Source organism: Acinetobacter sp. YH12227 (assembly GCF_013417785.1).
Lineage (GTDB): Bacteria > Pseudomonadota > Gammaproteobacteria > Pseudomonadales > Moraxellaceae > Acinetobacter > Acinetobacter gandensis.
Map to the genome: position 1 here is coordinate 1 of NZ_VPDH01000055.1, position 20,082 is coordinate 20,082.

Genomic DNA, 20,082 nt, shown 5'->3' on the forward strand with positions numbered 1-20,082 from the left:
TAAATCATTGACATAATTCCAGACAAAGTTCACTTCTGATGCTAGTTGGTCTAACACCTTGCAATGTTTGTCTTTTATACGTAATTTAAGGGTTTTCATGTACTTATATTAACAATCAAAACTCAAGGAAAATAGTCCTTAGTTAAATCAAACGACACTTCATGTCGTGTCGCTTATATCTCTGACCTGAAGGACAGAGTTTTACGCTCCATTTGATAAAAAAGCCCATACTTTGTCTGGGCTTTTCCGTTGTTTAAGATCTAAGAAACTTCTTCAAGCATGACCAACACTGGCTTTGCCCTGATTTACAGATCTCCTTTTTTTCTTCATATAGTTCACAATTCCACTATATCTCGCTCACGCTTTCTCTGAACTTCCACGTTAATTTTGAATCATCGAAAACATATTTAAAAATGAAGGTGATTTCCATGCATAAGTTCGTATCTACACTCGTACTTTCAGTATCTGCAGTTTTGGCAACCTCTGCTGCAATGGCTGCACCAGATCATCGTCAAGATGACCGCCGTTATCACGCTCAGCACCAAGATTCACGTTGGAATGACAACAAGCATTCAGGTAACTGGAACAACAATAACCGCTATGACAATCGTTATGATAACAACCGCTATAACTCACGTGTAAATCCAAGCCGTGATTGGCGTGTAGGGCAAACACTTCCACGTGCTTATGACTCAAGCCGTTATAAAGTCAGTGATCGTGAAGCACGTCGTTTACCGAATACAGGCCGTTACCAACATTGGTACAAAATCAATGGTGACTATGTCCTCGTGAATGATCGTACCGACCGTATTATCCGTATCAGAAACTAATTACTAATTGTCTGTCTCAATGAGTCCCTTTCCCAACACCTGAACGATGTTCAGGTGTTTTTTTATTTTTATCGTTCCGTTTCTGCTTTTTTTGATTAGAATCAGATGTAGGAAACTGATTAAGTGAAATTAGGCATGCAAACGAATTTATCTGAACCGTCATCAAGCACAACCTTACAATATGTGCATTGGTTCCGACATTCTGCGCCTTATATTAATGCTCACCGTAACAAGACCTTTGTCATTATGTTTGATGGTGAAGCAGTACAGCATGACAACTTTCAACATATTATTCACGACATCGCCTTACTTCACTCTTTAGGTATTCGTTTAATTTTGGTTCATGGTGCGCGTCCGCAAATCAACCATAATTTAGACAGCAATAACATTATTACCCCTTTCCATCAGCATCGTCGTATTACCACTCGTGAATCATTGCCTGCTGTAATGAATGCGGTCGGTTCAATTCGTTTGCAAATTGAAGCCTTGCTTTCTATGGGATTGGCCAACTCGCCCATGTATGGCGCACGCATTGACGTGGTCTCAGGTAATTTAGTCACGGCAAAACCTTATGGCATTCGTGATGGGGTCGATTTTCAATTATCTGGTGAAGTCCGTTCAGTGGATACCGATGCCATTCAACGTCATTTAGCCAGTCAAAATATTGTGGTACTTGGGCCAACTGGATATTCCACCACAGGTGAAGTGTTTAACTTATTGGCTGAAGAAGTGGCAACCAAAACGGCGATTAGTTTAAAAGCCGATAAATTGATTTTTTTAGGTAAGCAACATGGCCTAAACAATGAACATGGTCAGTTACAGCGTGAGATTACTCCGCATCAGCTGGATCAGCATATTTATCAGTATCAAGATTCAAACCCAGATATTGCGCTGCATTTACGCGGTGCCAAAGATGCATCGTTACAAGGTGTACATCGTGTACATCTTATTTCCTATGCCTATGATGGCGCATTGGTCGAAGAACTGTTCACCCGTGATGGTTCTGGCACCATGATCACCGATGCTCATTATGAAGAAGTACGTACCGCCAATATTCAAGATGTGGTGGGTCTAATCAGTTTACTCCGCCCACTCGAGCAAGAAGGGATATTGGTCTATCGCTCACGTGAACGCCTTGAAAATGAAATTGAGCATTTTGCGGTGATTGAACGTGATGGCACCATTTTAGCCTGTGCTGCACTGTATCCAATTCCAGCGGCGGAAGGTGAAAAACGCTCGGCGGAAATTGCTTGTGTGGCTGTACATCCAGGCTATCGTAAGTCAAACCGTGGCAGCCAAATTTTGCATTATCTCGAAGAAAAAGCCCGTGCACTTGGTATCGAACAATTGTTCATTCTGACAACCCGCACCGCACATTGGTTCTTGGAACAAGGTTTTGAGCAAGTCAGTGTTGATGATTTGCCGAATGCCCGTCAGGCACTTTATAACTACCAACGCAACTCTTTAGTCTGCAAAAAGCCACTTTAAACGTGGCTTTTTTTCTGCCAATTTATCTTTATTTTGCATAAGGATATGCAAAAAAAACGCTCAAATTTATTAAATTGCTTTTCATTGAATACGATATGCTTATACAGCAACGCAATAAGAAAATAATAACCATAATTATCAAATATTTAATAAATTAAAGAAGCACAATATATGTTTATACAAAATCATAATTATTCATAAGTTTTGCTTATTTTTATTTATCTTTTTTCCTGATTTTAAATTTAACTTTTCTTATTTTTTTCGAAAAAGAAAACTCTTTAGCTTATGTGTTCATAAATCAACAGTTATGCATTTTACCCCTCGATAGGAGCACATACATGAGCACTAACAAAGCAAAACACTGGACAAAAACATTAGTACTGTCTTCAGCGGTTGCGGGTGCCATGATGTTATCCGGTTGCGGTCAAAAACAACAAGAAAGCGTGACCTTAAATATTGGCTTTCAAAAATATGGCTTATTACCCATCCTGAAAGAACGCGGCACATTGGAAACCTCGCTGAAAGAGCAAGGCGTCAATGTGAAATGGGTTGAATTCCCTGCTGGCCCGCAACTGCTTGAAGGCTTAAATGTCGGTAGCGTGTCTTTTGGTGAAGTCGGTGAAGCACCACCGATTTTTGCGCAAGCAGCACAAACCGATTTAGTGTATATCGCCAATCAACCGGCTGTACCGAAAGCAGAAGCTTTAATTGTACAAAAAGACTCGAACATTCAAACCATTCAAGATCTTAAGGGTAAGCGTGTCGCTCTGAACAAAGGTTCGAACGTGCATTACTTACTATTGAAACTGCTTGAAGCCAATAAACTGAAATTTAGTGACATTGAAGTGGTTTACTTACCGCCTGCAGATGCCCGTGCTGCCTTTGAAAAGGGTGCAGTCGATGCTTGGGTCATTTGGGACCCGTTCCTGTCTGCAGCTGAGCATCAATTAAACGCACGTACCATTGCCAATGGCGAAAATTTGGTGAAGAACTATCAGTTCTATTTAGCCGATCGTAAGTTCGCACAAGAACATCCAAAAGTGGTTCAAGCAGTCGTAAACGAGTTGAACTTGACCACGCAATGGGTCTCTAAAAACCAAGATGAAGCTGCCAAATTGCTTGAAGGTAAAACTGGACTTGGTCTTGATGTTCTAAAAACATCAATTTCACGCCTAGGCGACAACGTCACCTTAGTCACACCTGAAGTGGCTAAAGAACAGCAACAAGTCGCTGATGCGTTCTATAACGAAAAATTGATTCCAAATAAATTAAACATTGAATCAGCCATTATCAAATAAGCCGAGATAAAAATAAGGGCACTGCCATGGGTATTTTAAAAACTTTTTCAATTGTTGGTCTTACTACACTCGGCATCAGTTTGAGTGCTTGCCAAAAGCAAGAAGCTGAATCAAACAGTACTGATCCACAAGTCAAAGCTGAAGTGAAGCACATTACCATCGGCTTTCAAAAATCGGCTTTGAACCTGTTGGTTGCACGTCAACAAAAATTGCTTGAGCAACAATTTCCAGGTGCTCAGATTGATTGGAAAGAGTTCCCTGCTGGCCCGCAAATGCTTGAAGCCTTGGCTGTAGGCGCGGTGGATTATGGCTATGTTGGCAACACGCCACCGATTTTTGCTCAAGCTGCCAATAAAGACTTGAACTACATTGGCTATGAGGCTGTTCCTAATGATTCATTGGCTGTGGTGATTCCACCCAATAGCCCAATTAAAACAATTCAAGAACTCAAAGGCAAACGTATTGCGGTACAAAAAGGTTCAAGTGCGCATGAGTTACTGTCTAAAACTTTACAGAAAGCTGGTCTGAGCTGGACTGATATTCAACCGATTTGGATTCCACCCGCAGATGCCCGTGCAGCTTTCGATAAAAAATCAATTGATGCTTGGGTCATTTGGGATCCTTTCCTTTCTGCAGCAGAGTTAGATGTAGGCGCCAAAGTGCTGATGGAAGCAGGCGATTTCCCACAGACCTATTCGTTCTACGTGGCCAATCCTAAAGTGATCCAGGCCCATCCAGATTCACCAGCCAAATTCTTAAATGCACTGAATGCATCAGACCAATGGATCGTCAAACATCAAGATGTTGCATTAGAGATATACCAAAGCAGTACAGGCTTAGAAAAAGCTGTTGCAGCACAAGCCTTTGCACGTCGCATTAAACCTTCACCAGTTAAACCACTCAATGCTGAAGTGGTTCAAGCCCAACAAAATATTGCGGACTTGTTCAAACAAGTTCAATTGATTCCCAACACTATTTCAGTCCAAGAAAAAGTTTGGACACCTGCTTCACATTGATAACCGAGCCATCAATACACAAGGAATTTAACATGAAAATTTTCTGGTTTATCCCAACACACGGTGACAGTCGCTACTTAGGTACCAGCAAAGGTGCACGTCAGGTTGATCATGCTTATATGAAGCAAATCGCAGTTGCGGTTGATAACCTTGGCTATGAGGGTGTACTGATTCCAACTGGCCGTTCATGTGAAGATCCATGGTTAACCGCAGCAAGCTTAATTGATGCAACCAAAAACCTAAAATTCCTTGTAGCTTTGCGCCCAGGTGTAACGACTCCCGCTTTAACGGCGCGTATGGCTGCGACGTTTGACCGTCTCTCTGGCGGTCGTGTGCTACTCAATTTGGTTACCGGTGGCGATGAACAAGAGTTGAAGGGTGATGGTGTATATGAAGACCACGCAACTCGCTACAAAACCGCAGCCGAATACACCACCATTTGGCGTGAAATTCTAACCCGTTCACATACCGGTGAAAGTTTCACTTTCCACGGTGAACGACTCAGCGTTGACGATGCAAAATTACTCTATCCACCGGTACAAAAGCCATATCCACCACTGTGGTTTGGTGGTTCTTCAGAAGATGCGATTGAACTGGCAACTGAACAAGTCGATACATATTTAACTTGGGGTGAACCACCCGCAGCAGTGAAAGAAAAAATTGCCGTGGTGCGTGAAAAAGCCAAAGCCAAAGGTCGTGAGCTGAACTACGGTATTCGTCTACATGTGATCGTGCGTGAAACCAATGAACAAGCTTGGGCAGCGGCGGAAGAGTTAATTCAATACGTGGATGATGCAACCATTGCTGCGGCACAGAAAAAATTCAAACAAATGGATTCAGTCGGTCAACGTCGTATGGCTGAGTTGCACAATGGTGATCGCTCGAAACTCGAAGTTTCACCTAACCTGTGGGCAGGGGTCGGTCTTGTCCGTGGTGGTGCAGGTACCGCTTTAGTGGGTGACCCTGAAACAGTTGCGGCACGTATCCAAGAATATGCTGACCTAGGCATCAGTACCTTTATCTTCTCGGGCTACCCGCATCTTGAAGAATCCATTCGTTTCGCTGAATTAGTGTTCCCGCTTCTTCCATTGGAAACACGCGAAAAATTGGCACAGCCAAATCTGACAGGTCCATTTGGTGAAATTGTGGCAAACAACTACACCCCTGAAGAAAACAAGAAAGCTGCAAAAGCTCAGGAGCCTGCTTAATGTCAAAAACAGTTTCTGTTGAAACCTTCAAAGAACCGAAGGTTTCACGTGGAACACAATTCGGGCAGCGTTTGCTGCCTTGGTTGTTTCCTATAGCACTTATTTTACTGTGGCAACTGGCCTCGGTAACAGGTCTATTAGAAAGTAGAATTTTACCTGCACCCAGTGCTGTAGTTGTTGCCTTCTGGAACCTGCTCATGAGCGGTGAACTTTGGAAGCATGTACAAGTCAGTGCAGGACGTGCCTTGATGGGGCTCTTAGTGGGTGGCGGTCTCGGCCTATTTTTAGGACTATTGAATGGTTCATCAAAATTAGCATCGACCCTGCTCGATACCACCTTACAAATGATCCGTAACATCCCTGCATTGGCGCTGATTCCATTGGTGATTTTGTGGTTTGGCATTGATGAATCTGCCAAATTATTTTTGGTGGCAATTGGGGTGTTCTTCCCGATTTATATCAACACTTACCACGGTATCCGTTCGGTAGATCCACAGCTCATTGAGATGGGTAAAAGTTATGGTTTGAGTGGTTGGCAACTTTATAAAGAAATTATTTTACCCGGTGCAATGCCGTCCATATTGGTGGGACTGCGTTTCTCATTAGGGCTAGTCTGGGTACTGCTCATTGTCGCTGAAACCATTTCTGCGCAAGCTGGTATCGGCTACATGACCATGAATGCCCGTGAGTTCTTACAAACCGACATCGTCTTAGTGGGGATTTTACTGTATGCCCTACTCGGTAAACTCGCTGATGTACTGGCAGTAACACTTGAAAAATATTTGCTCCGCTGGCATGCGGGTTACCAGAAATAATTTAGGAGCATGAGATGACTGATTTAAGCATAAGCCGTCATGCCGATGACAGCACAAAGCCTCAAGACACGACTGCAGCAGATATCAATCCTCATGCTGTACTTGGCGCTGAAATTATTATTGAGCAACTGCATAAATTTTATGGCAGCGTTAAAGTTCTTGAAGACCTCGATCTGCATATCCAACCCGGTGAGTTTTTAGCAATTGTAGGTCGTAGCGGCTGTGGTAAAAGTACCCTGTTGCGTTTAATTGCTGACCTTGAAAAACAAAGCTATGGCGAAATCAAATTTAAATCTGCACGCCATATTCGGGAAGGCATTACCTCAAACGACATTCGCGTCATGTTTCAAGACCCACGCCTTCTGCCTTGGCGCAGTATTGAAAAAAATGTGCAGCTCGGTTTAGACAAAGCCCAACATGCCAATGCGTCGGCATTACTAGAAAAAGTTGGACTCAAAGAAAAAGCTGACTTATGGCCGACCCAATTATCTGGCGGTCAACGCCAACGTGCGGCTTTAGCACGCGCATTGTCGCACAAACCACGCATCTTACTGCTCGATGAACCGTTAGGCGCACTGGATGCACTGACTCGTTTAGACATGCAAAACTTGATTGAAAAATTATGGACTGAACAAGGCTTTACCGCCATTTTAGTAACGCATGATGTTAGTGAAGCTGTGCAGTTAGCAGACCGTATTATTTTGTTAGATAAGGGGCATATTGCCAAAGAGTTCAACGTTGACTTAGCACGCCCACGGCAAAAAGGCATTGCCTTCACTGAACTTGAACAACAAGTTTTAACTGCCGTTCTAGCAACTTAACTAAGTGTAGTAGGAACCTAGCTAAAGCCTTAGCTAGGTTCTTATATCATGCGCCATCAAGATCATGCTTAGACAGAACTTGGTGGTTAAAAGACAGAGATAAATTAATTCTGCCAAAAAATGTTTTTTTAGCATTTTATGGCATTCGTCGTAAATATTTAAAGAACGAACAGAATAAACTGCCATTATTCATAAAATTACAAACTTTCGATGTGCACAAATCTGATGATTTGCCGTACAATTCAATATTCCCTTTTCATTTTCTTAAAAGAGCTGATGGAACAAAAAAAGAGTACCCAGAAACGCCACCAGTTGCTCAATGCGGCACTGGATGTCTTTTCCCTGTATGGCTTTAATGGTGCCAGCCTGGATGAGATCGCGCAGATTGCAGAAATGCATAAATCGAATATTTTCTATTATTATGAAAATAAAGAAGCGCTTTATGTTGAAGTTCTGACTACTGTGCTACAAAAGTGGCTCGCTCCACTTCAGATGCTTGAAGCTGAACTTGAGCCTGAAGAAGCAATCACCAATTATTTATTGCAGAAAATTGAAGTGTCTCGCACTCAACCGAAAGCATCGCGTTTGTTCGCACTTGAAGTCATTCAGGGCGCACCGCACATTATTGAAATCCTAAAAGGACCGCTAAAAAAATTGGTGAAACGTAAAGCCAAAGTGATTAGCAACTGGCAGGAACAAGGCAAAATTTCGAAAGAAATCGACCCAGAAATTTTCATTTTAAACATTTGGGCAATTACGCAAAATTATGCGGACTTTGCAACACAAATGGAAATGGTTACCGGTAAGACATTACGTAATCGCAGTATGCAACAGCGTATTATTCAACACACTGTACACATGATGCTTTACGGAGCAATTCCACGTACTGAAAAATAGTGGAACATACAGGTCATATTGGCATACGACCATAGCCACCTATGGTCGCCGACCGGTTTTTCCTCATGTTATTATTTTACTGTTTGATATAATTCTAATAATTTTTTTGCACCTAACAATAAGTTTTCTTCCCAATCCAGATGTGCTGTGTCATTCGCCCCATCAGTAATGTATTTGACTGAAACAAAGCGGACACCCAGCTTTTTGCATACTTTCGCGATTGCGTAGCCTTCCATATCGACAAGATTACACGGTACTTTCGGCAGCCCAGTTTCAAAGCTGTCGCCAGTACCACAAATACCTTTGGGTAATTGTGCAAACATGGTTTCAGGTATGATTGCCGCAGGATGATCTTGATCCATTGGGGTTACCCCAACGTCAAAACCCAGTGGTGAAACATCCATATCACGTTGAACAAACTCAGCAACTTCCACCAAAGCATGTGCATCAAAGTGTGAACTTCCTGCCGTACCTAGGTTTAATAACGTGCTACAACCGGTTTTTTGGATCACTTCAAAGGCTTTAAATGCTGCATTGACCTTCCCGATTCCGCTGTAATGCACATCAATGCCTGCCGCTTCAAACAGACCTTTAGATTCATTAGGCAGCGCCATAATTAATGCGATTTGCTGACTCACATGTAACTCCTGAAATTCTTCCGCATTGATATAGCACAAATTGCGCGTCTTGCCCTGCCCATTAAAAATTAAATCTAAATTTCACCTCATCTTCGGTCGTTTTTCTTAAGATTCACAACGCCAAATCATCATCGACTGGTTAAATTTGAAATTGCATGGGGCGTTTTCCAATAAATGAAGGCGCAAGCTGCTGATCATGGCGCAGTGCATCGAGGATTTTTTCTAAAGCAATATGTGCCATATCACCTCGTACACTATGGGAATGTGTCATCGGCATATTTTCCAGCCCTTTACGACGTGCTGATAAAATTTTAATGTCTTGATTATTCACTACCCACGTGTAGGCATTTACCGCAGGCATTAGGGCTTTGGCTATCAATTTTGGAATTGGAAACTTATAGCTGACACAGGTATAAACCCGTGATTCATAGGGCCCTACCGGACTAATTAAGCTATTAAACACCATACCTGAAGGCTCCCCCCAGTGATATTCCACCAAAGTGATATTAGGCGCAATAAAGCTGTCTCGATGCACCTGCTCTGCACCATGCGGGTTGGTCAACCAAGGCATCATGCCCACATCTGCATCATGATCATGGTATTCCACTACCACCTTACGTGGCTCTACCTCAATGGTCGCATCAACAGCTTTACCAGATTCAGAACGGAACCAGCCTTCATGCACAAATATGGTATGAGTCACATCCATAATGTTTTGCGCGACCGCTCCCATTTCTCCATCATATTTACCAACCATGTAATAACTCAGCCACCCTGGCTGGTCGTAAAATGGCAATTTAAATACTGCAGGTCTTTGATTTTCAGGTTTCTCCCCGAGGTAAATCCACACCACTCCATCTTGCTCACATACGTCAAAACTACGTTGCTTAAAAGGATGCGGTTTTTCTGGAAAGAATTTGCCGTTCACACTCGGAATATAAGCCACATGACCATCAGCTTGATATGACCAACCATGGTAAGGACAAGAGACACAACCATTTTTTACTTTGCCATCGGATAGCGGTACACCACGATGCACACACTGATCTAATAAAGCCGCGGCACGACCATCTTTTTTGCGGAATAGGACGATTTTTTTACCGTATAGGGTCGCTGCGAAAGGCTGATCTTTTTTCAATTCTTTTGACGTACAAGCCACATACCATTCTTCTAATAATCCTTTGGCGTTGTCCCAAAATTCAGTTTGAGCACACATAAATATTCCCTATTTTTCATTTTTTGTTTTAATTCATCGGATTCAATCGCATGAACCGAAATACGCGCAAATTTTATACATCAACATTTGGCTTGAATAGCAGAATAACGTAACAACCGTACAAAGGTACACAAAGCCTATATCTACATCTATAGCACTACATTTGCAGCCCAGCATGGGGCTGGCTGCATATGTATAAACGCTACGTGCTTGGTATTTTAAGTGGTCGTTTTTACAGTGATATAAGTTTTAAGACAAGGAGAGAAAAACAGTGTGCCGCGGTAAAAACCTTGGATGGTTTTACTAATCACCATCAACCAGAGTGCACAGAGGAGTATAGCCAAGCTGCTGCCACAAAGCGCAATACTATGTAGTTGGGTTTGTTCGGCTAAACTCATTACGGCTAGGCTAAATACTCCTAATGGAAACGTCATTGCCCACCATCCCAGATTAAAGGGCAAATCACCTAGATGTTTGAGCGTGGTTAATATCGCAATGCCCAACCACCATAGACCAAAACCCAGTAAAATGAGTGCAGCCAATATTCCACCTTGTTGTAAGATGGGGCCTAAACTCTCCAGATTCACAGCGGTTAAAATACGAGGTGCTTGTTCACCCAGCAGCAATAAAGCAAGCGCACCTGTACCAATTGGTCCCAAAGCTAACCAACTGCTAATCGCCATATCTTTGCTTGGCAATTGATGCAAAGCCAAACGCAATAGCAGAATGGTTAATATGCCAAAAGCAGGCAAAACTGAAATACCCCACAGCACATAACTGCCCAATAGAATATTTGCTGCATGGCTATCTGCGGGTAGATGCGCTAACAACAGTGCACCTGAACTGGCTGCGACTTCACACGCCACGATCGGGAGTAACCAAACGGCCGTCATCCCTTGTAGCGCATGCTGTTGACGACTAAACATCATAAAAGGAACACACCAGGCAATGGCCACTGCCAATAAGACATCCACATACCAAAGATATTCTGCCCACAATAGCAAGGTTGTAAGATGCTCTAGAGCATATAACGTTGGGCCGAATTTTAAAGCGCCATTAATTAAGGTCGCTAATGCCATCGGAATAGCGCCTAAAAATAAGCTCATCACAGGATGTTTAAAAATTAGCTTGGCTTCTTGTGGATACAACACCCAACGACATAAATACAGCACGCTAAATAAAATAAATAACCCCACATTGATCTGCCATAGTCCTGCGCCCAATGACCACATCAGCTGCGATGCAAAAGGCAATTGCGGTAAAATGAGTGCCACAACTCCTGTCCCCATCACTACGGTGAACCAGTTTGGAGTAAAATGACGAATCAAGTCTTGTTTATGCTGTAGTTGATAAAATGGCATTTTCATCGCAGGATGCTCATCAAAATGGATTACACTTAGTCTAGCCAAAATCATAAATAAGAAAAATTGATTGATATTTATTTTAAGTATCATTTTAATTGATATTAAATTCATCACTGCATAAAAAAACTTGAGTAAAAACACAACAACAAGACGAACGCAGAAGATTATGGCAATATATAGCCCTTAAACATTTTCAACGATTTGATTCGCCCATGAAGCTGCTCCGCCTGAATGCTTTAGCGCCTAATGCCTTAACTGACAAAACTGCCGTGACCATTGGTAATTTTGACGGTGTGCATTTGGGTCATCAGGCCATGATTCAGCAGCTGAAAACTGTCGCAGAACAGCAGGACTTAAAAACTGCGGTCATGATTTTTGAACCGCAACCGCTTGAATTTTTTAAAGCTTATGATGCTCCTCCACGTATTTCTTCATTACGTGAAAAAGTTGAATACTTGAGCGAACTTGGTGTTGACTACATTGTAGTGGCTAAATTTGATGACGCCTTTCGTAATTTAAGTGCGGAAGAATTTGCGGACCAACTCAAGTTTAAACTCAATACGCAAAGCTTAGTTTTGGGTGAAGATCATCATTTTGGTAAAAACCGCCAAGGCAATAGCCAATTCCTACGTGACTACGGTTTTAATGTTACCGATTTGCAAAATGTTGAAGTCGATGGCGAACGTGTCAGTTCAACATTGGTACGTCAAACCTTACAAGCGGGTAATTTAACATTGGCGGCAAAATTATTAGGTCGCCCATATAGCATCACTGGTCGTGTGCAATATGGTGATCAAATTGGTCGTACCATTAATTTCCCCACCATCAATGTGCGTTTAAACCGTCATAAACCCTGTTTAAACGGCATTTATGGTGTTGAAGTGGTCTGCGAAACCACTTCCCTCCAAGATAAAGTAAAATCCGATCAACCCGAAAAATTGGGTGTTGCAGGTTATGCTCCAACTGCATTGTTTGGCGCAGGCCATGTCGGCACACGTCCGGCCATTAAACAGATCCATCCTGAGTGGCGATTAGAAGTACATTTCCCTGATGTTTCTGCTAATCTGTATGGCCTGTTAATGCGGGTGACGTTCTTGAACTTTTTACATGGCGAAAAGGACTACCCTTCGCTTGAAGCACTTAAAGCTGGAATTGATGATGATGTCGAAAAACTCCTTGAGTTTCGCCATAAGCACCCTCATTTTCCATTTTAAACCCTAATTATTTAATGTAAAACGCGTCAGTCAACTGGCTGATAAATTTGGAAGACAACTTGCATGAGCGATAAGCAAACTCCTGAAAATGCAGTGGATTATAAAGCCACGCTAAACCTCCCAGGTACTGAATTTGCAATGAAAGCAAATCTCGCAGTACGTGAAGCGAAATGGTTAGAAGAGTGGTATGCCGACAACATTTATCAGCAGATTCGTGCATCGCGTATTGGCAAGAAAAAATACGTTCTTCATGACGGCCCTCCTTATGCCAATGGTCAAATCCATTTAGGTCATGCAGTCAATAAAGTCCTAAAAGACATCATCATTAAAAGCCGTGTCATGGACGGTTTCGATGCCCCTTATGTACCAGGTTGGGACTGTCATGGTCTTCCAATCGAACTTAAAGTAGAAGAAAAAGTCGGTAAAGTCGGCGTAAAAGTGGATGCATCTACTTTCCGTAAAGCATGCCGTGAATATGCGTACACCCAAGTCGAACTACAAAAGAAAGACTTCGTGCGTATGGGCGTGTTCGGTGATTGGGACAATCCTTACTTAACGATGAACTTCAAACAAGAAGCAGACATCGTTCGTTCATTAGGCGCAATTGCTAAAGCGGGTCATATCGAGCCAGGTTTGAAACCTGTGAACTGGTGTTTGGACTGTGGTTCAGCACTTGCAGAAGCCGAAGTTGAATACGAAGATAAAAAATCAGACGCGATTGATGTCGGTTTCAGCGTTGTTGATCTCGCTGATCTTTCAGCACGTCTAGGTGTTAGCGTTGCTGACCGTACAGACATCGTGATTTGGACCACGACACCGTGGACCATGCCTGCCAACCAAGCGGTTGCACTCCATGCAGAAATTGAATACCAATTGGTAAAAGCAACGGGTGAAGACAAAGCAGCTCAAAACTTCATTCTTGCGAAAGACTTGGTTGAATCTGCAACTGAACGTTATGGCTTTAATCAGGTTGAAGTGATTGCTGAATTCGCAGGCGCAAAACTTGAAAACTTATTGTTGCAACATCCGCTTATCGCTGAGCGTCAAGTACCTGTGATCTTGGGTGAACACGTCATTGCAACCAGTGGTACAGGTGCCGTACATACCGCGCCAGGCCATGGTGTGGACGACTATAAAGTCGGCTTACAGTACAACTTAAAAGTTGAAAACCCTGTCGGTGGTAATGGTGTGTATTTACCAACATCACCAATCTTCCCAGGCGAGCACATCTACAAAGCCAATCCAAAAATTATTGCGGCATTGACTGAAGCAGACAAGCTTTGGGCACATGTAGTCATCAAGCATAGTTACCCACACTGCTGGCGCCATAAAACACCAATTATCTTCCGTGCGACACCACAATGGTTCATCAGCATGGACGCGAAAGGTTTACGCCAAAAAGCATTGAATGCGATTGAAAATGACATCAGCTTTGTACCAGATTGGGGTAAAAACCGTATTCAATCGATGATTGATGGTCGTCCGGACTGGTGTATTTCACGTCAACGTACTTGGGGCGTGCCAATTCCATTCTTCGTACATAAAGATACCAACGAATTGCACCCACGGACACCTGAATTGATTGAAGAAGTTGCGAAACTGATTGAACAAGAAGGTATTGATGGCTGGTATAACCGCGATGCAGCAGAGTTCATCGGTGATGATGCGGAAGCATACAACGCCGTACGTGACACCCTAGACGTATGGTTCGACTCAGGCACAACGCACTTTGCTGTACTTCGTGAACGTGAAGAATTAACAGACCCTGCTGATTTGTATCTTGAAGGTTCAGACCAACACCGTGGTTGGTTCCAATCTTCATTATTAACGTCGATTGCGATTAATGAACGCGCGCCATACAAAGGCTTGTTGACGCACGGTTTCGTGGTGGATGAAAAAGGCCGTAAGATGTCAAAATCAATCGGTAACGTGATCACACCGCAAGACATCATTAAAGATATGGGTGCAGACGGTTTACGTTTCTGGATCGCATCTGCGGATTACCGTTATGAAATGACGGCTGGTAAAGAAATCTTTAGCCGTGCATCTGATGGTTACCGTCGTATTCGTAACACGCTTCGTTTCTTGCTAGCGAACTTAAATGGTTTCAAACCATCGACTGATGCATTGCCTGTAGATCAATTGATCGCGCTTGATCAATACATCTTACAACGTGCCGCTGACGTGCAGAAAACCATTCAACAAGCTTATGAAGATATGAATTTCCATATCGTGACCAATGCGCTGACTAACTTCTGTATCAACGACTTAGGTGGTTTCTACTTAGACATCATCAAAGACCGTCAATACACCACCAAAGCAGACTCGGCAGCACGTCATTCAGCACAAACTGCGCTGTATCACTTGGTACAAGCGTTTGTACGTTGGATGTCGCCTATCTTGAGCTTCACAGCACAAGAAGCATGGCCGCTCATCCCTGAGCAATCAGAGAAATACGTATTCACGACTGAATGGTATGACATTCCAACTGCATCAACTGCCAACGTGGTGTCAGAAGCAGAATGGCAAACCCTCATTGCAGTGAAATCTGCGGTGAACAAGCACATTGAAGCTGCGCGTAATGCAAAAACAGTCGGTTCTAACTTATCTGCAAAAGTAGAACTTTGGGCATCTGAAGAGCTCAAGACTGTACTTGACCGTCTAGGCGATGAACTACGTTTTGTGCTTATCACCTCTCAAGTAATTGTGAATGCATTTGATGCAGCACAAGGCAATGAATCTGACCTTGAAGGTTTACGTGTCAACGTATCTGCTGCTGACGGTGAAAAATGTGCACGTTGCTGGCATGTTCTTCCTGATGTAAATACACATCACGAACACCCAGGTCTTTGTTCTCGTTGTATTATTAACCTTCCTACAGGTCAAGGCGAAGAGAGAAAATATGCCTAATCCACAAGAAAAAAAGGGCTTATTCCAATTCTACCCACACAATTTGGTGTGGGTGGGTTTATCCATTGTTGCGATTATTCTCGACCAATGGACCAAATGGATTGCAAGTACGCATCTGAATTATGCAGACCCTGTACCTGTAACGCCCTTTTTAAATTGGACATTACTGCATAACTATGGCGCAGCCTTTAGTTTCTTGTCCGATGCCGGTGGATGGCAACGTTATTTCTTTACCTCACTAGCAGGTATTGTGTCTGTGATCTTTGTATTTTGGCTCATGCGTATGCCAAAAACCGTGAAAGTGTTACCGATTGCGATTGCCCTAATTTTAGGTGGTGCAATTGGTAATTTGATTGACCGTGTAAGCCTAGGCTACGTGGTTGATTTCATTCACGTGTACTACAACAATAGTCACTTCCCTGCTTTTAATATTGCAGATAGTGCCATTACCCTTGGCACCATCTTGCTTCTTATCGATACGTTTTTCTTAGAAAAACACCGAATTCAACGTGCGGAAGCGCAAAATGACTGATTTTATTAATCCAAACGAGGAAACTCGTATTGAAGATGGCTCTAAAGTCGATCTTCATTTTTCTGTCGCAATTGAAAATGGCGTAGAAATTGACAATACTCGCAGCCGCGAAGCACCTGTAAGCCTCGTTATGGGCGATGGCAGCTTACTTCCAGGTTTTGAAAAAGCATTGTTTGGTTTACGTGCTGGTGACCGTCGTACGGTTAGCCTGCCACCAGAAGATGCTTTTGGCCCATGGAATGCTGAAAATGTACAAAAGTTTGATACCGTAAAATTTGATCCAGCACCTGTGGTGGGCCATATGATCGAATTTGAAGACAAAGCCAAACAAAGCTTATTTGGCGTGATTAAAACAGTCGGTGAAGACTTTACTGAAGTTGATTTTAACCACCCATTGGCGGGTAAAAATATTACTTTTGAAGTAGAAATCTTCAAAGTGACACCTGCGGGTCAACAAGGCATCAAAATTATTTAATCGATTCAGTTCGATGACTCTAAAAGCGCCCAAGGGCGCTTTTTTTATATACTGAATGCTATTCGATACACATTGATTATAGTTATTTAGCTGAATTCAGATTAATTTAATAAAAATGGAACATTTCATGAAACTTTATATTATTGTCGGCAGTGTCCGTGAGGGGCGTACAGCACTGAAAATTGCAAAATGGTTGCACTCAGAAATTGAAAACTATGACTTTAGTACTGTTCAAACTGAAATTGTTGATTTAAAAGAGTGGGATCTTCCAATTTTCGCGGGTGCAAATCCACCCTTAACCGGTATTTATGACCAGCCCAAACAACAAGCTTGGGCAGACAAAATCGCTCAGGGTGACGCCTTTATTTTCATTAGTCCTGAATATAACCACGGTTATAGCCCCGCCCTCAAAAATGCACTCGATTACTTAGGTAAAGAATGGGCAGGAAAACCTGCAGCTTATGTCAGCTATGGTGGTACCAACGGTTCACGTTCTATTGATCAAATACGTCAAGTGGCAACACAGTTGGGCTTAATTGATAGCAATGCGGTCGTTGAAATTCGTGATATTTTTGCCCGTAACCGTACTGAACAATTTGAACCGAATGAATTTGATAATAAGGCAGTAAAAGCAGCCTTTGATAAGCTTGTACAGTACGTCAGTGCTTAATTAAATATTGAACAATCTTGTACGCTCAGACTTACAAAGTATTCGGCTGTTTGCGGCTATTCAGTCAAATAGATTCAATTTATATTGAAGACATACAGAGACAGGACGTCACTGAATATAAAACAACAATGATAAGACAAAAAAGCAGGACGCTTACGGTAGGACAGGAGTTATACCGCTAGAAAGAATCCGAAAAAGCCTCGACAGGATGTTGGGGCTTTTTTCGTTTCAGCCTGATCCAAATACAATTTGAACCGCAAAAGCCACCGCCATACTGAAGGGCAATGGCTCGTGTTTTAGAAGATGATTCTATTCAATTATTTTTTAGAACTTTCAACAATCAAACGTGTCACCAAATATAAGCGTGGCACAATAGAATCCGTCAAAATATATTCGGCTTTGTCTGAATGTAATCCATCTCCAGACATGCCAATCCCTTCAATAATTGCAGCTTTTGATGTAACTCCAGCAAATGCAGCATCAGTTCCACCACCCCAAGCGGTCGTTTCAACTTTCATAGGCAGCTTTAATTCATTTGTGTAAATCTGCTGCGCTTTCGCGGCTAATTTTTTAGCTTGTGGGCTGGCTTCTAACGGTGGACGACGCACTTCAAATTTTACATCGACCTGACTTTCTGCCAATTTTTTAGTTTTCACTTTTTGCTTTAAAGTCTTTTCTAATTCAGCAAAATCTTGGGGTTTTAGAGAACGTGCATCTGCCTGTGCTGTAGCTTGATCTGGAATGACATTTCGAGTTTTACCAGCGCTTGCAACTGTCCAATTCAGCTTTAAACCAGTCTTAGGATTTGAAAGATTTTCTAATTGTTGAATTTGAAAAGCCAATTCAGACAATGCATTGACACCTGCTTCTGGCTTAACCCCTGCATGTGCGCCCCGCCCTTTAATATCTAAATAAGCTGCACCAATACCACTGGTTGCCAACATCAGACTTCCATCTAAACCGCCTGTTTCAAAAGAAAGTACAACATCCTGATTTTTAGCGTTATCCATAATCATTTGACGTGAACCAGGTGAGCTGATTTCTTCATCCGAATTAATTAAAACCGTAATCGTTCCATAATCTTGATATTTTAATTTTTTCAACATATCTAAGACATGAATAACGGCAGCAACCCCTTGTTTATCATCTAAGATGCCTAAGCCATACGCCTTATTTCCATCAATTCGAAAGGGTTGTCCCTGTAACTGCCCCTTTTGATAGACCGTATCATTATGTGCAAGCAGCATGATGTTCGTTTTACCTTTGCCCTTAAGCACTGCTTTGACAATTGGTCCTGTCTGATCAGGTGCACCATCAAGTTTCATAATTTCTTTGGGCTGAATAATTTCCACCACAGCCCCAGTGGCTTTGAGCTGATCTGCAACCACCTTCGAAATCTGATTTAAGCCTTCAATGTCTTTACTTCCAGATTCAATATTCACCAAAGTCTTTAAAGTATCTAAATAGCCCACCTTTTGTGCTTCGGCTATCTTCTTGATCTCAGCAGGCGATGCTGCCCAACTGATCGATGATAAACATAGCAAAGTACTGCCCAATGCAATTGGCAATACTTTAGATTTTTGACCGTTAAAAACATTTTTTAGCATGATTCTTATTCCCTGTTTTTTTCATTATGAATTTTTAATGTCTATTAAATTAGTTCACCTTTCAATCAATTAATCGAAAATATATGTAACATCCATGCCTTTTAAACGGTGAGTACAACAATAACGCCATCGTACTTAGATCTTTATTTGGGTCTATTGACAGCCATGCAGAGCTCACAAAAATGCAAAAGGACACCTTTTCATTCAAAAGATTATTGTACGTTTTAGCTTACACAGACTGCCGAGAATAGACACTATTCACGCTATTAAAATACTTTTATAGTTCAATCATACAGAGACAGGATGTCACTGAACATAAAACAACAATGATAAGACAATGAGCAGGAAGCTTACGGTAGGACAGGAGTTATACCGCTAGAATGAATCCGAAAAAGCCTCGACAGGATGTCGGGGCTTTTTTCGTTTCAGCACGGCTTGTTTAAAAATTAAATTACAAATCGGCTTCAGTACTGCATTAAACATCGACCTTAAAACCTAAATTGACATCACAAGCGGCCTGCCCACCACGGATTGCCCAATTTTCTAAAGGAATTTCCCTTAAAGTAATGATGATGTGATCTTGAGGGATGCCCAATACTGCTAAATTTTGCACCATCAGCTGATAGAGTTTTCGTTTGGTGTCTAAACTACGCCCAGCAAAGCAATCAATCGTAATATGGGTAAAAAGCTCGGGTTGGGTTAAAAGATCAAATACTTGAAAGCGCTCAGGCATATGTACCTGTAGTCGAATATTACGGTCATATTGAGGAAGTTGAAAACTCTGTTCTAATGCGTCAAATACAGCATGCAAAAGCTGTTGTTCTTGTTCTAGACTGTATTGCATTCTGATGTCAATTTGCGTGGCTGACATGCGAATACTCTGGTTATTATAGACGTTTGAATATTATGGAAATCTATAAAATTACGCTGTCTGGCATATATGTGTCGGTATTTTCTTACACAGACTTAGGTCTTTAGCGCTTTAGCCTTTTTACAGTAACGCCTATAGTAAAAGCATACAAAGACAGGATGTCTTGCAATAAAAATAAAGAATGCACAACAGCAGGAAGCTGACCGGTATGA

General features: G+C 42.1%; 18 protein-coding genes. 13 read left to right on the top strand and 5 right to left on the bottom strand.

Going from position 1 to position 20,082, the window contains the following annotated elements:
- The first annotated feature begins 428 nt into the window (after nucleotides 1-428).
- From FTV09_RS12240 to FTV09_RS12275, 8 genes are all read left to right on the top strand, one after another.
- Nucleotides 429-830, top strand: a complete 402-nt coding sequence (locus FTV09_RS12240; RefSeq protein ID WP_180058480.1) for an RcnB family protein — start codon at nucleotides 429-431, stop codon at nucleotides 828-830.
- A 135-nt stretch (nucleotides 831-965) separates the two neighbouring features.
- Nucleotides 966-2,318, top strand: a complete 1,353-nt coding sequence (argA, locus tag FTV09_RS12245; RefSeq protein WP_180058481.1) for an amino-acid N-acetyltransferase — start codon at nucleotides 966-968, stop codon at nucleotides 2,316-2,318.
- Nucleotides 2,319-2,656: 338 nt separating this feature from the next.
- Entirely contained in the window at nucleotides 2,657-3,616 is a 960-nt protein-coding gene (locus FTV09_RS12250) for a sulfonate ABC transporter substrate-binding protein (protein ID WP_067761770.1), read from the top strand.
- A 26-nt stretch (nucleotides 3,617-3,642) separates the two neighbouring features.
- A complete protein-coding gene (locus tag FTV09_RS12255; RefSeq protein ID WP_180058482.1) occupies nucleotides 3,643-4,632 on the top strand; it encodes an aliphatic sulfonate ABC transporter substrate-binding protein in 990 nt (329 codons plus the stop codon).
- Nucleotides 4,633-4,664: 32 nt separating this feature from the next.
- Nucleotides 4,665-5,840 carry an FMNH2-dependent alkanesulfonate monooxygenase gene (gene ssuD, locus FTV09_RS12260; RefSeq protein WP_180058483.1) on the top strand — a complete coding sequence of 392 codons (1,176 nt, stop codon included), beginning with the start codon at nucleotides 4,665-4,667 and terminating at the stop codon, nucleotides 5,838-5,840.
- Nucleotides 5,840-6,655, top strand: coding sequence for an aliphatic sulfonate ABC transporter permease SsuC (ssuC, locus tag FTV09_RS12265; RefSeq protein ID WP_067761776.1), 816 nt, complete (start codon nucleotides 5,840-5,842; stop codon nucleotides 6,653-6,655). The genes ssuD and ssuC overlap by 1 nt, the downstream gene beginning before the upstream one ends.
- Nucleotides 6,656-6,669: 14 nt before the next feature.
- Nucleotides 6,670-7,476: an ABC transporter ATP-binding protein gene (locus FTV09_RS12270; protein WP_180058484.1), complete on the top strand. Its 807-nt coding sequence runs from the start codon at nucleotides 6,670-6,672 to the stop codon at nucleotides 7,474-7,476.
- Between the two features lie 276 nt (nucleotides 7,477-7,752).
- Nucleotides 7,753-8,373: a TetR family transcriptional regulator C-terminal domain-containing protein gene (locus FTV09_RS12275; protein ID WP_067761845.1), complete on the top strand. Its 621-nt coding sequence runs from the start codon at nucleotides 7,753-7,755 to the stop codon at nucleotides 8,371-8,373.
- 71 nt (nucleotides 8,374-8,444) lie between these two features.
- Here the strand turns inward: FTV09_RS12275 and FTV09_RS12280 are convergent, their stop codons facing one another.
- The 3 genes from FTV09_RS12280 to FTV09_RS12290 all read right to left on the bottom strand — a co-directional run bounded on the left by FTV09_RS12280 (nucleotide 8,445) and on the right by FTV09_RS12290 (nucleotide 11,594).
- Nucleotides 8,445-9,011: a 5'-methylthioadenosine/S-adenosylhomocysteine nucleosidase gene (locus tag FTV09_RS12280; RefSeq protein ID WP_162270465.1), complete on the bottom strand. Its 567-nt coding sequence runs from the start codon at nucleotides 9,009-9,011 to the stop codon at nucleotides 8,445-8,447.
- A gap of 139 nt (nucleotides 9,012-9,150) precedes the next feature.
- A complete protein-coding gene (locus FTV09_RS12285) occupies nucleotides 9,151-10,227 on the bottom strand; it encodes a Rieske 2Fe-2S domain-containing protein (protein WP_067761780.1) in 1,077 nt (358 codons plus the stop codon).
- Between the two features lie 218 nt (nucleotides 10,228-10,445).
- The gene (locus FTV09_RS12290) at nucleotides 10,446-11,594 is read right to left on the bottom strand and encodes a TDT family transporter (RefSeq protein WP_067761783.1); all 1,149 of its coding nucleotides are present in this window, start codon (nucleotides 11,592-11,594) and stop codon (nucleotides 10,446-10,448) included.
- Between the two features lie 209 nt (nucleotides 11,595-11,803).
- Between FTV09_RS12290 and ribF the strand changes: the two genes are divergently transcribed.
- The 5 genes from ribF (at nucleotide 11,804) to FTV09_RS12315 (ending at nucleotide 17,392) form a co-directional block, all read left to right on the top strand.
- The gene (ribF, locus tag FTV09_RS12295) at nucleotides 11,804-12,805 is read left to right on the top strand and encodes a riboflavin biosynthesis protein RibF (protein ID WP_180058485.1); all 1,002 of its coding nucleotides are present in this window, start codon (nucleotides 11,804-11,806) and stop codon (nucleotides 12,803-12,805) included.
- A 63-nt stretch (nucleotides 12,806-12,868) separates the two neighbouring features.
- A complete protein-coding gene (gene ileS, locus FTV09_RS12300; protein WP_180058486.1) occupies nucleotides 12,869-15,715 on the top strand; it encodes an isoleucine--tRNA ligase in 2,847 nt (948 codons plus the stop codon).
- A complete protein-coding gene (gene lspA / locus FTV09_RS12305) occupies nucleotides 15,708-16,247 on the top strand; it encodes a signal peptidase II (RefSeq protein WP_067761789.1) in 540 nt (179 codons plus the stop codon). Before ileS ends, lspA begins: the two co-directional genes overlap by 8 nt.
- Nucleotides 16,240-16,722 carry a peptidylprolyl isomerase gene (locus FTV09_RS12310; RefSeq protein ID WP_180058487.1) on the top strand — a complete coding sequence of 161 codons (483 nt, stop codon included), beginning with the start codon at nucleotides 16,240-16,242 and terminating at the stop codon, nucleotides 16,720-16,722. The genes lspA and FTV09_RS12310 overlap by 8 nt, the downstream gene beginning before the upstream one ends.
- Nucleotides 16,723-16,849: 127 nt before the next feature.
- A complete protein-coding gene (locus FTV09_RS12315; RefSeq protein WP_067761795.1) occupies nucleotides 16,850-17,392 on the top strand; it encodes an NADPH-dependent FMN reductase in 543 nt (180 codons plus the stop codon).
- 317 nt (nucleotides 17,393-17,709) lie between these two features.
- Here the strand turns inward: FTV09_RS12315 and FTV09_RS12320 are convergent, their stop codons facing one another.
- Both FTV09_RS12320 and FTV09_RS12325 read right to left on the bottom strand, forming a co-directional pair.
- Nucleotides 17,710-18,999 carry a glutamate carboxypeptidase gene (locus FTV09_RS12320; RefSeq protein ID WP_180058488.1) on the bottom strand — a complete coding sequence of 430 codons (1,290 nt, stop codon included), beginning with the start codon at nucleotides 18,997-18,999 and terminating at the stop codon, nucleotides 17,710-17,712.
- Nucleotides 19,000-19,474: 475 nt separating this feature from the next.
- Entirely contained in the window at nucleotides 19,475-19,870 is a 396-nt protein-coding gene (locus FTV09_RS12325) for a tautomerase family protein (RefSeq protein ID WP_180058489.1), read from the bottom strand.
- Between the last annotated feature and the right edge of the window lie 212 nt (nucleotides 19,871-20,082).